16 protein-coding genes are annotated in these 13,102 nt (G+C 60.0%); 7 read left to right on the top strand and 9 right to left on the bottom strand.

Annotation, left to right across the window (positions count from 1 at the left end):
• Nucleotides 1-50: 50 nt before the first annotated feature.
• The 3 genes from ACR30Z_RS13185 to ACR30Z_RS13195 all read right to left on the bottom strand — a co-directional run bounded on the left by ACR30Z_RS13185 (nt 51) and on the right by ACR30Z_RS13195 (nt 1,544).
• Nucleotides 51-479, bottom strand: coding sequence for a VOC family protein (locus ACR30Z_RS13185; protein ID WP_434372995.1), 429 nt, complete (start codon nt 477-479; stop codon nt 51-53).
• A gap of 90 nt (nt 480-569) precedes the next feature.
• Nucleotides 570-1,025, bottom strand: coding sequence for a VOC family protein (locus ACR30Z_RS13190; RefSeq protein ID WP_434372997.1), 456 nt, complete (start codon nt 1,023-1,025; stop codon nt 570-572).
• A gap of 141 nt (nt 1,026-1,166) precedes the next feature.
• Nucleotides 1,167-1,544 carry a VOC family protein gene (locus ACR30Z_RS13195; RefSeq protein WP_144648430.1) on the bottom strand — a complete coding sequence of 126 codons (378 nt, stop codon included), beginning with the start codon at nt 1,542-1,544 and terminating at the stop codon, nt 1,167-1,169.
• A gap of 128 nt (nt 1,545-1,672) precedes the next feature.
• Here ACR30Z_RS13195 and ACR30Z_RS13200 point away from each other — a divergent pair, with 128 nt between their 5' ends.
• Together ACR30Z_RS13200 and ACR30Z_RS13205 are read left to right on the top strand one after the other, a co-directional pair.
• On the top strand, nt 1,673-2,062 hold the full coding sequence (locus tag ACR30Z_RS13200) for a DUF3054 domain-containing protein (protein WP_144648324.1): 390 nt from the start codon (nt 1,673-1,675) through the stop codon (nt 2,060-2,062).
• 71 nt (nt 2,063-2,133) lie between these two features.
• Entirely contained in the window at nt 2,134-2,412 is a 279-nt protein-coding gene (locus tag ACR30Z_RS13205) for an Lrp/AsnC family transcriptional regulator (RefSeq protein ID WP_144648325.1), read from the top strand.
• Nucleotides 2,413-2,429: 17 nt separating this feature from the next.
• Here ACR30Z_RS13205 and trpD read toward each other — a convergent pair whose 3' ends face one another.
• Nucleotides 2,430-3,488, bottom strand: a complete 1,059-nt coding sequence (trpD, locus tag ACR30Z_RS13210; RefSeq protein ID WP_434372999.1) for an anthranilate phosphoribosyltransferase — start codon at nt 3,486-3,488, stop codon at nt 2,430-2,432.
• Nucleotides 3,489-3,636: 148 nt separating this feature from the next.
• Between trpD and ctaE the strand changes: the two genes are divergently transcribed.
• The 4 genes from ctaE (at nt 3,637) to qcrB (ending at nt 7,969) form a co-directional block, all read left to right on the top strand.
• The gene (gene ctaE / locus ACR30Z_RS13215; protein WP_144648327.1) at nt 3,637-4,275 is read left to right on the top strand and encodes an aa3-type cytochrome oxidase subunit III; all 639 of its coding nucleotides are present in this window, start codon (nt 3,637-3,639) and stop codon (nt 4,273-4,275) included.
• Nucleotides 4,276-4,362: 87 nt separating this feature from the next.
• Nucleotides 4,363-5,151 (top strand): cytochrome bc1 complex diheme cytochrome c subunit, encoded by a 789-nt coding sequence (gene qcrC, locus ACR30Z_RS13220; RefSeq protein WP_144648328.1) that lies wholly within the window; start codon nt 4,363-4,365, stop codon nt 5,149-5,151.
• Nucleotides 5,152-5,247: 96 nt separating this feature from the next.
• Nucleotides 5,248-6,318 (top strand): cytochrome bc1 complex Rieske iron-sulfur subunit, encoded by a 1,071-nt coding sequence (gene qcrA, locus ACR30Z_RS13225; protein WP_026540751.1) that lies wholly within the window; start codon nt 5,248-5,250, stop codon nt 6,316-6,318.
• On the top strand, nt 6,296-7,969 hold the full coding sequence (gene qcrB / locus ACR30Z_RS13230) for a cytochrome bc1 complex cytochrome b subunit (RefSeq protein ID WP_144648329.1): 1,674 nt from the start codon (nt 6,296-6,298) through the stop codon (nt 7,967-7,969). Before qcrA ends, qcrB begins: the two co-directional genes overlap by 23 nt.
• Nucleotides 7,970-8,032: 63 nt before the next feature.
• Here qcrB and ACR30Z_RS13235 read toward each other — a convergent pair whose 3' ends face one another.
• On the bottom strand, nt 8,033-8,824 hold the full coding sequence (locus tag ACR30Z_RS13235) for a GntR family transcriptional regulator (protein WP_144648330.1): 792 nt from the start codon (nt 8,822-8,824) through the stop codon (nt 8,033-8,035).
• Nucleotides 8,825-8,982: 158 nt separating this feature from the next.
• Here ACR30Z_RS13235 and ACR30Z_RS13240 point away from each other — a divergent pair, with 158 nt between their 5' ends.
• Nucleotides 8,983-9,276, top strand: coding sequence for an HPr family phosphocarrier protein (locus tag ACR30Z_RS13240; protein ID WP_434373003.1), 294 nt, complete (start codon nt 8,983-8,985; stop codon nt 9,274-9,276).
• 127 nt (nt 9,277-9,403) lie between these two features.
• On the opposite strand, the gene ACR30Z_RS13245 is transcribed toward ACR30Z_RS13240, so the two are convergent.
• The 4 genes from ACR30Z_RS13245 to ACR30Z_RS13260 all read right to left on the bottom strand — a co-directional run bounded on the left by ACR30Z_RS13245 (nt 9,404) and on the right by ACR30Z_RS13260 (nt 12,977).
• On the bottom strand, nt 9,404-9,805 hold the full coding sequence (locus ACR30Z_RS13245) for a cytochrome c oxidase subunit 4 (protein WP_144648332.1): 402 nt from the start codon (nt 9,803-9,805) through the stop codon (nt 9,404-9,406).
• Nucleotides 9,802-11,523, bottom strand: a complete 1,722-nt coding sequence (gene ctaD / locus ACR30Z_RS13250) for an aa3-type cytochrome oxidase subunit I (protein ID WP_144648333.1) — start codon at nt 11,521-11,523, stop codon at nt 9,802-9,804. The genes ACR30Z_RS13245 and ctaD overlap by 4 nt, the downstream gene beginning before the upstream one ends.
• 10 nt (nt 11,524-11,533) lie before the next feature.
• Complete coding sequence (gene ctaC, locus ACR30Z_RS13255; protein WP_144648334.1) at nt 11,534-12,403, bottom strand: aa3-type cytochrome oxidase subunit II; 870 nt, start codon at nt 12,401-12,403, stop codon at nt 11,534-11,536.
• A 184-nt stretch (nt 12,404-12,587) separates the two neighbouring features.
• Nucleotides 12,588-12,977, bottom strand: coding sequence for a HesB/IscA family protein (locus ACR30Z_RS13260; RefSeq protein ID WP_144648335.1), 390 nt, complete (start codon nt 12,975-12,977; stop codon nt 12,588-12,590).
• Between the last annotated feature and the right edge of the window lie 125 nt (nt 12,978-13,102).

Here is a 13,102-nt window from a genome sequence, read left to right on the forward strand (position 1 = left end):
AAGTGCGCCCCGCCTGACAGCTACAGACGGGGCGAACTTTCAACAGTCCGCTACTGATCCTGCGGCGCACCGGCGATGTTGACCAGCCAAGCGATACCGAACTTGTCCACGCACATTCCGAAGGCGTCGCCCCAAGGCGCGAGCTCAAGCGGCACGGTGACCGAGCCGCCGTCGATGAGCTTCTCCCAATACCCACGGAGTTCAGCCTCGTCCGAGGCTTCGCCACTCAGGGACACAGACACGTTGTCCCCAGGGTTGTACTCCATTCCATTAGGTGTGTCAGCTGCCATGAGGGTCAACCCGCCTGGTGTCTCGAGCATGGAGTGCATGACCTTGTCGGCTTCTGCTGGATCCTGGCTGGCCTGATAATCGCCGAACGTGCTGATGTTCAGCTCGCCGCCAAAGACGGACTCGTAGAATGTGATGGCTTCGCGGGCGTTGTCGCGAAACGAGATGTAGGGGTTGAGGCGGGTTGTCATCGGTCGATACTCCTCATGGTTGTGTGAAGTGAGCGCACGTCACCGTGCGGTAATGCTAACAGCGCCTCCGGCGCATGTCCCCCAAGACTTTCAGCCGCCGTCGTAAGCCTTTTGAAGGACATTTACGTCAAGTTTGCGCATCTTCAACATGGCCTCCATTGCACGCCGTGAACCTGCCTGATCAGGGCCGTTCAGGAGTCCGGCCATTGCCGTGGGGACAATCTGCCACGACAGTCCATATTTGTCCTTCAGCCACCCGCATTGGCTTTCCACTCCCCCAACCAGCAGTGCGTCCCAGTACCTGTCCACTTCCTCCTGGGATTCACAATTCACCACCAGGGACACCGCCTCGTTGAACCGGAAGGCCGGCCCACCATTCAACCCCATGAACTGCCGGCCTTCGATCTCAAATTCAACGGTGAGTGGATTGCCATCCGGGCCAGGCATGGCCTGTCCCATGGCTGAATTGTCAAAAGTCGATGTGTAGAACTCGGCAGCTTCGGCCGCTTGGCCGTCAAACCATAAACACGTGGAAATTTTCTGCATCTGCCACTCCTCCAACGATGTCCGGAACCGTTAGCCCCCGCTTGAGGCTAGTACTGATGGTTCGCCCACACAACGCCCGACGGCGAGTACCTCGGACATCGATTACGCCCCCTTGCGCCGGGGTGCTGGAGCAGGCCCGGCCTACTCCCCCATCGCCCGGAGGCGGCTGACGAGCCCCACGGTATTGCCTTCGCTGTCTTCTATGAAGGCCATCCATTCTTCCGAATCCGCAGGTCCCAAAGAGTCATCCGTGTGCCCAAAAATCAGCTGTGGATCGGCGATGATCCTGACACCCCGGCGCCTTAGGGTTGCCACGGTGCCATAGAGGTCACCCACTTCCAGGTAAATGAGCGACGATGGCGCACCCTTCTCCAGGAGCAGCCGCACTCCCCCGATGTCGAAGAAAAGGAGGCCCGGGGGGTCGAAGAGAGCCCTCGGCTCACTGTCCAACAATGCAGCGTAGAAAGCAGCCGCCCGCTTCAGGTCTTCCGCATGTTGTGCCACCTGCATCAATCGCACGGCGTCCTCCAGGGCAGTTTGTTGGTGCACTACTGCCCATATCGTGACTGCACCTTGAACCTCACGCAAGAGGCAGGAAAAGGCTGTCGACTTCGCGCGGGACGGGCGCCGCCGATAGTGTCTGAAGTATGTCTTCACCATCCAGAACGTGGATCCCCGCGGCTATCGCCGACCTTCTCTTGATTCTTGTCTTCGCTGCGATGGGTCGCGACGCGCACGCCCGCGGAGATATTGTCTCAGGAGCTTTCGCCACGGCATGGCCGTTCCTGGCCGGCGCAGCAATCGGGTGGGTGGTCCTCCGCACGTGGCGCGCTCCCTGGGCCCTCTGGCCCTCCGGGGTGGGCATTTGGATCGGCGCAGTTCTGGTGGGAATGCTGCTGAGGGCCGTCACCGGTCAAACCGTGGTGCTGCCATTCGTGCTGGTGGCGTTGATCAGCCTGGGAGTATTCCTGCTGGGATATCGGGCCGTCGCGGCCTTGATCATCCGCGTCTCGCGCAAACGCCAACGCCGCGTTTGATCGGGCTTCAACTCCTGCAGATGCACTAGGCTGGAATGAGTCCGCAATGATGCTTTTCGGAAAGGCCCCACGTGATCACCGCTTTCGTCCTGATCAAGACCGACGCCTCACGCATCCCGGAGACCGCAGAACAAATCTCGGCTATCCAAGGCATCAGCGAGGTGTATTCCGTCACCGGCGAATGGGACCTTATCGCAGTGGCCAGGGTCACCAAGCACGACGAACTTGCGGATGTGATCGCTGATCGCCTCTCGAAGGTTGACTCTGTGGTGCACACCACCACCCACATCGCCTTCCGCGCATACTCGCAACACGACCTTGATGCCGCGTTCGCTCTCGGTTTCGAATAAAAGAGGAACTTCGGCAATCAGCTTTGGCTAAGCGCCGTCCACTTGGCGAGGACTTCGGCCGCCTTTCCTGAGTCGATCGATTCCGCTGCACGTTCAAAGGCAGCGCGCATGCGCTCCACCAACCTTCCCTCGGCGTGAAGATCAAAGGACACCAGCCCGGCAGCGGCATTGAGCAGGACCGCGTCCCTGACTGGGCCGGTCTTGCCGTTGAGGATTTCGCGGACTACTGCGGCGTTGGCCGCAGCGTCACCTCCACGCAGATCGGCTACCGTGGACGGTCCAATTCCGAGCTCAGCAGGAGAAAATACCTGCTCAGTGACGGTTCCGTTCCTGATCTCCCAAACAGTAGACGGTCCCGTGGGTGTCAGTTCATCCAAGCCGTCGTCACCCCTGAAGACCAGACCACGACTGCCTCGCCTGGCCAGGACTCCAGCAACAAGCGGCGCCATCCGAACATTGGCCACTCCTACAGCGGATGCCTGCACATGGGCGGGGTTGGTCATTGGCCCGAGAAAATTAAAGGCCGTTGGAACGGCCAACTCCCTTCGCGGGACCGCCGTGTGCCGGAATGAAGGGTGGAAGACCTGAGCAAAACAGAAGGTGATTCCTGCCACTTCAGCGCTGCGGGCGACCCGTTCGATTGAAAGGTCCAGCCGCACGCCCAAGGCTTCCAGAACGTCCGCGGAACCGGAAGTCGATGATGCGGCCCTGTTGCCGTGCTTAACGACCTTGGCGCCCGCACCGGCAGCCACCAGTGCAGCCATCGTGGAGATGTTCACGGTGTTGAGGCGATCCCCGCCCGTGCCCACAATGTCCAGCTTCTCGCCCGAGATGTCGATTGGGTTCGCATGCTGGACCATGGCCTCCACCAAGCCCGCGAGCTCTTCAACCGTCTCGCCCTTGGCACGGAGTGCTACCAGAAAGCCTGCAATCTGCGCGGGAGTGGCTTCCCCGGACATGATCGTATTCATGGCCCACTCTGTGTTGGCCACCGCAAGGTCGTCGCCGTTGATCAGTGCTGAGATGAGCCCTGGCCAGGTGTTGCTGGTTACAGATGCCGATGCCGGAGAAGTCACTCCCTGATGCTATCGAGCCAGCCACGCCGATGACCAATGTGAACGCGGCCGGGAACTTTTCCGCGCGATTTCGCGTCTTTGTAGAAAAAGTCTCCCGAATCGGTGGTTTGCATTGGGAAGTCTGGACTTTTACAGACATAATGTCCTTGTGACATCTGCGACCCATGCCCCCAGTACCCCGGCGCACCCGACGCTGAACCGCCCCAACCTGGTTTCTGTTGGAACCGTTGTTTGGCTGTCCAGTGAGTTGATGTTCTTCGCCGGCCTCTTTGCCATGTACTTCACCCTGCGCTCCACATCGGGAACGATGTGGGCCGAGGAGACGGCCAAGCTCAACTTCCCGTTTGCGCTCGTCAACACCATCGTCCTTGTGGCAAGTTCCTTTACTTGCCAGATGGGCGTTTTCGCCGCTGAGCGGCTCGAACCCCGCCGCACCGGCAGGCCACTGCAGTTCACTCGCTGGGGCATGACCGAATGGTTCGTCCTCACCTTCATCATGGGTGCCTTCTTCGTAGCCGGCCAGACCACGGAATACGCAATGCTCGTGTCCGAGCACGTGTCCCTGTCGTCCAACGCCTACGGCTCCGCCTTCTACATGACCACCGGCTTCCACGGCCTTCACGTCATTGGCGGCCTGATCGCGTTCCTCTTCATCATTGGCCGAGCTTTTGCGGCCAAGAAGTTCGGACACTTTGAAGCGACGTCGGCGATTGTCACCTCGTACTACTGGCACTTCGTTGACGTTGTTTGGATTGGCCTCTTCCTGGTCATCTACGTTCTCAAGTAGCCCGGCTTTGACTCTTTTTCTACAAGAGGCAGAATTTCAAGAAGCGGCTCGCGGAGCCGACGCAGGATCGAATAAAGGAACCACCACGTGAAGGCACTCTCGCAGAAGCGACGTCACCCACTGGCAGCCATTGCGCTGCTGTTGATGGGCCTCCTCCTCACTGGTGGGCTGTACGCCGTTGCCACAACTGTCAACCAGGCCAAGGCCGACACCACAAGCTTTAGCGCCAGTGACGTAGAAGAAGGCGGCAAGCTCTTTGCCGCCAACTGCGCCACCTGCCACGGCATGGGTGCAAGCGGAACCCAGGACGGCCCCTCGCTGGTCGGTGTGGGTGCAGCTGCCGTTGACTTCCAGGTTGGTACCGGTCGTATGCCCATGCAGATGAGCGGCCCGCAGGCACAGAAGAAGCCCGCCCAGTTCAACGAGGAGCAGACCAAGCAGCTCTCCGCTTACGTTGCATCGCTCGGCGCAGGTCCGGCCATCCCGGAGGAGCACCTCCTCGACGGCAAGGGAGACGCAGCCAACGGTGGCGAACTCTTCCGAGTCAACTGCGCCATGTGCCACAACGCTGCTGCTGCCGGCGGCGCCCTGACCCGAGGCAAGTTCGCCCCGGGACTGGCTGGCGTCAGCGCCGAGCACATCTACGAAGCGATGGCAACGGGCCCGCAGAACATGCCCGTGTTCAACGATTCGAACGTCACCCCGGAAGACAAGCGCGACATCATCACCTTCCTGAAGACCATCGAAGCCAACGGCTCGCCCGGCGGTGCCGAACTCGGCTCCCTTGGCCCGGTCTCCGAAGGCCTCTTCGTTTGGGTTGCCGGCTTGGGCGTCATCATCGCATTCACGATCTGGCTGACGTCCCGAACGTCCTAACCCGGACGCGACAAAACTTCTGCTGCACGGTCAGCAGTTTGAAACTGAAAATAACTCGGCTTCGGCCGAGACAACGAGAGAAGGATGAGGCGAATTATGGGCAACCATAGTGACGGCAGTCCGAACCACTCGGGCACCGTAGCTACGGCTGGTCAGAATGAGGTGGAGAAGTTCCAGGATCCTGGTCTTCCTCCGCATCGTTTGCGCCTGGCTGACACGGACCCGGTAGCCGCAAAGCGCGCCGAGCGTCAGGTAGCCATTCTGTTTGGCACCTCCGTCATTGGCACGCTGGTCTTCCTGGTGGCGTATTTTGCCATCGACCTTGGCGACGACACCACCATTGCGACCATCCGCACCCAGAACCTTCTTCTGGGTCTGGGTACGGCATTTGCGATGCTGGGAATCGGAACCGGCATCGTGCACTGGGCCAAGGCCCTCATGCCCGATCACGAAGTGTCTGAAGAGCGCCACGCTATCCGTACCGAAGAAGATCGCCAGGCAGCGGTCCGCATCGTCGACGACATCGTCGAGGAAACCGGCATCAAGCGCCGCCCGCTGATCCGCAACACCCTTCTTGGTGCCGTTGCGCTCGCTCCCCTGCCGGCACTCGCCATCTTCGGCGACCTCGGCCCGCGTCCGGACGACGCTTTGGCACACACCATGTGGGCTCCCGAGGGCGGCAAGCTGAAGCGCCTGACGCGCGACCCCGATGGCACTCCCATAAAGGCCTCGGACGTCACCATCGGTTCGGCCTTCCACGTTATCCCTGAGGGCCTCAACGAGCTCCACGAGGGCAAGCTGAACGAGAAGGCCAAGGCCGTCGTTCTGTTGATGCGACTCGATCCGAACTCGCTGAACCCCTCCGAGGGCCGTGAAAACTGGAGCTACAACGGCATCGTTGCTTACTCCAAGATCTGCACGCACGTCGGTTGCCCTGTTGCTCTCTACGAGCAGCAGACGCACCACCTTCTGTGCCCCTGCCACCAGTCCACGTTCGACCTCACGCAGGAATGCAAGGTCATCTTTGGACCGGCAAGTCGTCCGCTCCCCCAGCTGCCCATCGCAGTTGACGCAGAGGGCTACCTCGTCGCCACCAGCGACTTCAGAGAACCTGTAGGACCGAGTTACTGGGAGCGTGACGAGCATGAGCGCCTCATCAACAGCTGAAGCCCCCTTCGTTCCGAAGACAAAGGTTGGTAGTTTCACCAACTTCGTAGACGAGCGCGTGGGTGGCTCCGGCATCCTGCGTGAGTTCGGCCGAAAGGTCTTCCCTGACCACTGGTCGTTCATGTTCGGCGAGGTGGCACTGTATTCCTTCGTCATTTTGCTGATGTCGGGCACCTTCCTGACGTTCTTCTTCGATCCGTCCATGGCAGAAACCCATTACCAGGGTTCCTACACGCCGCTGTACAACGTCGAAATGTCTGTTGCCTACAGCTCGTCGCTGAACATCTCGTTCGATGTCCGTGGCGGCCTGTTCATGCGCCAGGTACACCACTGGGCAGCCTTGCTGTTCGTGGCCTCCCTCGGCGTTCACATGCTGCGCGTTTTCTTCACGGGTGCTTTCCGCAAGCCGCGCGAAATGAACTGGGTAGTTGGCGGTGTCCTGCTCATCCTGGCCATGGCAGCAGGCTTCACCGGCTATTCACTCCCCGATGACCTGCTCTCCGGTAACGGCCTGCGCATCATCGACGGCGTTATCAAGTCCATCCCGGTAATCGGTACGTACACTTCGTTCTTCCTCTTCGGTGGAGAATTCCCGGGCACGGCCATCATCGGCCGCCTCTACGTCCTGCATATCCTGCTGGTTCCTGCTCTCATCCTCCTGATGATCGTCATCCACCTGTTCATGGTGGTTGTGCACAAGCACACCCAGTACCCCGGCCCCGGCCGGAACGACGGCAACGTCGTCGGCTACCCCCTCGGACCGGTTTACGCGGCAAAGGCTGGTGGGTTCTTCTTCATCGTCTTCGGCGTCCTGGCGCTCATGGCGGCGGCGTTCACGATCAACCCGATCTGGAACTACGGCCCGTACGACCCCTCACCGGTTTCCGCCGGTACCCAGCCTGACTGGTACATCGGGTTCGTGGACGGGGCCCTTCGCCTCATGCCTGGTGTCATCAATGACTTCCACTTTGAATGGGTCATCTTCGGACGCACACTGACGTTGAACGTCCTGCTCCCGGCACTCGTGCCTGCAGGAATCATCTTCACCGTCCTGTTCATGTACCCGTGGATCGAACGCTGGATCACCAAGGACAACCGCGAACACCACGTTTTGGACCGTCCGCGCAACGCTCCGACTCGTACTGCCATCGGTGTTGCAGGTTTCACCTGGTACTGCGTGATGTGGGCGGCAGCTGGTTCCGACCTTATTGCTACGCACTTCCACGTGTCCTTGAACGATGTGACGTACTGGCTTCGTGCGCTGTTCTTCATCGGCCCGGTAATCGCCTTCATCGTCACCAAGCGAATCGCCCTGGCCCTGCAGCGCAAGGACCGTGAGATCGCTCTCCATGGACGCGAGACCGGCCGTATCGTCCGCCTCCCGCATGGTGAGTTCATCGAGGTTCACGCTCCGCTGGACGAGTACAAGCGTTACAAGCTCGTTGGGTTCGAGTCGCCGGCTCCCATCCCGGCCCAGCCGAACGAACACGGAGTTGTCACCCGCAAGGAGAAGCGCCGCGCGGCACTCTCCAAGTGGTTCTTCGAGGATCGCGTTGCCCCGGCAACACCGGCAGAACTCGAAGCAGCACACGCCCATGGCCACCATGAGGCAATCGCGGCTGGCGAAGACCAGAAGAGCCTGAGCCACTAGCAGGCAGCAGTCAATATAGGAAGGGCCCGGTCCAATGGACCGGGCCCTTCCTATGTGCCCAGCTCAGTTCTGGGTGCGATAGCCCGACGAGTAGTTGCGGGTAGGACGAACGCCAGGCCGCTGCAGGGGAACCCACAGCTTGTAGCGGTCCGCCCGGTAGTACGACACGGAATAGTCGACCATGGCCCGCGCGACGAATGCGTGCCGCTGAATTTTTAACAAAGGTGCACCGACGTCAACGTTGAGCAACCTGGCGGTGGAGGGCGACGCTGCCGTAGCCTCGATCATGTCCTCGCCCCACTCCATCACCAAACCAAAGCGTTCGCTCAACACGTTGTAGAGCGACGTTGGGGGCGCCTCATCGAGCAATCCCGGCACGCGATGCGCTGGAATGAAGTTCTCATCAACGCTCATGGGTTCATTGTCCGCGAGCAGCAAGCGCCTGAAGCGGACGAGCGGAGTGCCCTCCTCAAGCTGCAACTCCCGGGCAAGGAACGCGCTGGCAGCGATCTGCTCAAAGCTGAGCACCTTGGCCGCGGGAACCATGCCACGACGTTGCATTTCTTCGCTGTAGGACGTCAGCTTTACTTGTAGGTCAAGCTTCGGCTTTCTGACAAAGGTGCCGAGACCGACAACCCGTTCGATGACTTCTTCGCCGACCAAAGCGTCGATGGCCTGGCGTACCGTCATCCGGGCTAGGCCGAACCGGTCCGACAAATCCCGTTCAGACGGGAGAGCAGAGCCCGGGGGGCATGACTGCGCGATGAAGGATCGGAGAATTTCCCGGAGCTGAACGTAAATGGGCGTTCCGCTGGTGCGGTCGATGTCACCGGCTATGTTTGCTGCCTCAGGCACGGCAGAGTTCCAGCGTTAGAGTCATGCTTCTAGGATAATTCAGGGGCACTGCAGGTCTAGACCACCGAGACCCCTTGTGTGGAATTGGGCACCTTCCGCCGCTACGCTTGTATGGATCATTTTCTGACGGTTTGATTCGTCGTATCAAAGGAGTTGGCTTGCTGGAGCAGAAGGCCTTCGTCGCCGCTGAAATTGGACTGCACGCGCGCGCGGCGGCAGTCTTTGTCCGCGCGGTCACCGAAACGGGATTGCCGGTAACCATCCGGAAGCAGGACGGAGATCCTGTTGACGCACGCTCATTATTGGAAGTCATGACGGAAGACTTCGGCTTCGGATGCGAGGTGATTTTGGAGGTGCCGTCGAGTGCCCTCAGCGATGAGCATAGCGTTTCCGTGGCTGCCAATGCCCTGACGGAACTGTCGGCCGTCCTTGAGGCCACAGAAGCCCGCTGAACCTTATTCAGGGCACGACGTGGAGCGTTCCCGACACGGTTCCAAGCCTCTGGACTTCCCACGCTTCGTATTAACGACGATGGGCCCCACCTAACGGTGGGGCCCATCGTTTTCCAGCTATGTCCTGCTAGTGGGCGTGATCGCCACGGCTGTATTCGAAAACCCAGCCAACCAATGCCACGACGGCAAGGCCACCAGCGACGTAGGTCACCCAGAAACCAATGGCGAGTCCGAGGAATCCGCCGGCGCAAGCCAAGCCGAGAACCAGGGGCCACCAGCTCCACGGGCTGAAGTGTCCCTGCTCGCCGGCGCCTTCGTGGATTTCTGCGTCAGGACGATCCTCCGGACGCATGCCGATCCGCTTGCCGGTGAAGCCCAGGTATGCACCGATCATGCCGGCGAGGCCGCCAACGAGGAGAATACCCAGGACGCCGACCCACTCAGACCATTCGGTCAGGAAACCATAAGCAATGGCTACGGGGACGAAGAAGAAAACTCCTGCTCCGAAGAGCCATGATTCGATTTTCACTTGCTGACGTCCTTCTGGTCGGCGTTACCCAAGACTGCTGCTGCGGGCGACGGGGCCTCGGCAGTGTGAACCTGGGCCAACTCAGGGTGGTGGAGGTCCAGCGCCGGGCGCTCGGAGCGGATACGGGGCAAGGAGGTGAAGTTGTGACGCGGCGGCGGGCAAGAGGTTGCCCATTCGAGCGAAGCACCGAAGCCCCAGGGGTCATCGACTTCAACCTTCTTGTTGCTGCGCCAGGTGATGTAGACGTTCCAGAAGAACGGCAGCAGTGAAGCGCCCAGGACGAAGGAGGAGATCGTGGAGAACTGGTTCATCCACGTGAAGTTATCCTGCGGCATGTAGTCGGCGTAACGACGCGGCATACCTTCGACACCCAGCCAGTGCTGGATGAGGAACGTGCCGTGGAAGCCAAGGAACAGGAGCCAGAAGTGGATCTTGCCGAGACGCTCGTTGAGCATCTTGCCGGTCCACTTTGGCCACCAGAAGTAGAAGCCTGCGAACATGGCGAAGACGACGGTACCGAACACCACGTAGTGGAAGTGCGCAACCACGAAGTAGGAGTCGGAGACGTGGAAGTCGAGCGGCGGCGAAGCCAGGATGATGCCGGTAAGACCACCAAACAGGAACGTCACCAGGAAGCCGATGCTCCAGAGCATAGGCGTTTCGAAAGTGATGGAACCTTGCCAGAGCGTTCCGATCCAGTTGAAGAACTTCACACCCGTTGGTACCGCGATCAGCATCGTCATGAAAGCGAAGAACGGAAGCAGGACGGAACCGGTCACATACATGTGGTGGGCCCACACGGTCACGGACAGGGCTGCGATGGCAATGGTTGCGTAGACAAGGCCCTTGTAACCGAAGATCGGCTTGCGGCTGAACACCGGGAAGATTTCCGAAACAATGCCGAAGAACGGCAGGGCGATAATGTACACCTCGGGGTGGCCGAAGAACCAGAACAGGTGCTGCCAGAGGACGGCACCGCCGTTTTCGGGATCGAAGATGTGGGCACCAAAGCGGCGATCAGCGCCAAGGGCGAAGAGTGCAGCAGCAAGCGGCGGGAAGGCCATGAGGACCAGGATGGCCGTTACAAGGGTGTTCCAGGTGAAGATCGGCATACGCCACATGGTCATGCCCGGTGCGCGCATGCAGATGATCGTGGTGATGAAGTTGACGGCACCGAGGATGGTTCCGAAGCCGGAGAGCGCAAGGCCGAAGACCCACAGGTCACCACCAACGCCCGGGCTGAACGTTGTATTGGACAACGGAGCGTAAGCAAACCAGCCGAAGGACGCTGCACCCTGCGGGGTGATGAAGCCTGAAACGGCGATCGTGGAGCCGAAGAGGAAGAACCAGAACGCCAGAGCGTTCAGACGCGGGAAGGCAACGTCCGGAGCGCCAATCTGTAGCGGCATGATGACGTTGGCGAAACCAGCGAACAGCGGAGTCGCGAACATCAGCAGCATCACGGTGCCGTGCATCGTGAACATCTGGTTGTACTGCTCTTTGGTCTGCAGGATCTGCATGCCGGGTTCGAACAGTTCTGCACGAATGAGCAGAGCCATGACGCCACCGAGGCAGAAGAACACGAAGGACGCAATGAGGTACATGTACCCGATGGTCTTGTGGTCCGTGGAGGTGATCCAGTTGACGACGATGCGTCCCTTGGATTTAGGAACTACGGGAGCCTCAAGGGTCCCGGCGGATTGAGTGTAAGTAGCCACGTCGCTCCCCTTACTTTTCGTTCAGGTTCGGATTGCGGTCATATTCCGCACCGAGCAGGCCCGTGTTGCCATCCTGGCGGAGCTGATCCATGTGTGCCTGGAATTCAGACTCGGAGACCACCTTGACGCGGAACAGCATTTCGGAGTGATATTCACCGCAGAGCTCGGCACACTTGCCATCGAAGGTGCCCTCCTTGGTGGGAGTGAACCTGATGTAGTTCGTCTTGCCCGGGATCATGTCGCGCTTCTGAAGGAAGGCGGGGACCCAGAAAGAGTGGATGACATCGCGGGAGTTCAGCTCCAGGTCCACGGACTTGCCAACCGGCAAGTACAGGGTGGGGAGCAGTTCCTTGTTGACTTCGTTACCGGTCAGGTGAGCCTGGACACCGGCTTCGTGGAGGTCCTCAGTGATGACCTCGCCCTTTTTGTAGTTGAAGTCCCAGGCCCACTGCTTGCCGCGGACGTCAACAACGACGTCGGCCGGCTGCGAGCGGTCATCGATCGCACGCTGGTCCTGGTCGGTGAAGTAGAAGAACACCAGAACCATGAACAGCGGGATGGTCAAGTAGAAGACCTCGAGCGGCAGGTTGTAGCTCAGCTGCTTGGGGAAACCCGTGGTGCCCTTGCGGCGACGATAGGCAATGATGCACCAGACCAGAAGGCCCCACGTGATGATACCGACTGCCAAGGCGGCGATCCATGAGTTGACCCAGAGGTCCATGATCCGGTCAGTGTGGTTGGTCGTGCCGCGCTCTGTAGGCAGCCAACCCTTCTCTACCTCTGGTGAACATCCGGTCAAAACCAACGCGCCGGCGAGTGCCAAGCCAGTGATCGAGGTGATCTTTATGCGTCGGCTGCCGGTTCGGTTCTGCGAACTCACAGACGGCCCTTCCTCTTGTTGCTGTCTCCCGGCAGGCCGAAGGCTCACCGGGCACACTAAAAAGTTTTACTACCCGATGTAGAGCTTACCGCTATCAAGCGGTTTTCGCGCACATGTCGGCGCCGTGGCTCCGAACGCGTTGAACTGCGTTCGAAGGGGCGCCGACGTGCGGCGATGGCTCACATCAGTGGAACGAATCGCCGCAGGCGCAGGACCCGCCGGCGTTCGGGTTGTCAATGGTGAAGCCCTGCTTCGAAATGGTGTCCTCGAAGTCGATGCTGGCACCGCTGAGGTAGGGGACGCTCATCTTGTCCACGACGACTTCGACGCCGTCGTAATCACGTACAGCGTCACCGTCGAGCATGCGCTCGTCAAAGTAAAGCTGGTAGATCAGGCCGGAGCATCCCCCAGGCTGGACTGCAACGCGCAGCCGAAGATCGGTGCGCCCTTCCTGTTCGAGGAGGCTGCGGACCTTGCCTGCGGCGACGTCGGTCAGGTTGACCTCGTGCGTGGGCAGTTCGTCGTTGGCGACGACCTGTGCTCCGGTGCTGTTTTCGTTGGTTGCAGTGCTCATTGGCCTACCTTCTTATGAAGCTCCTGGCGGCGGCGCCGGAACGCAGCCTGCCCTTACCCAATAACGTACGGGTTATAGCTAATGCTACGTCGCGCAGACGCTTAGCTATAACTCCTGACGTAACC

The sequence above is a fragment of the Paenarthrobacter sp. FR1 genome (assembly GCF_051106045.1).
GTDB lineage: Bacteria > Actinomycetota > Actinomycetes > Actinomycetales > Micrococcaceae > Arthrobacter > Arthrobacter nitroguajacolicus_A.

Bases quoted from the DNA above. Each gene is read 5' to 3' on its own strand.
- ACR30Z_RS13190 (WP_434372997.1), bottom strand. From the start codon at position 1,025: ATGCAGAAAATTTCCACGTGTTTATGGTTTGACGGCCAAGCGGCCGAA.
- qcrB (WP_144648329.1), top strand. From the start codon at position 6,296: ATGAGCGCCTCATCAACAGCTGAAGCCCCCTTCGTTCCGAAGACAAAG.
- ACR30Z_RS13260 (WP_144648335.1), bottom strand. From the start codon at position 12,977: ATGAGCACTGCAACCAACGAAAACAGCACCGGAGCACAGGTCGTCGCC.
- ACR30Z_RS13200 (WP_144648324.1), top strand. From the start codon at position 1,673: ATGTCTTCACCATCCAGAACGTGGATCCCCGCGGCTATCGCCGACCTT.
- ACR30Z_RS13185 (WP_434372995.1), bottom strand. From the start codon at position 479: ATGACAACCCGCCTCAACCCCTACATCTCGTTTCGCGACAACGCCCGC.
- qcrA (WP_026540751.1), top strand. From the start codon at position 5,248: ATGGGCAACCATAGTGACGGCAGTCCGAACCACTCGGGCACCGTAGCT.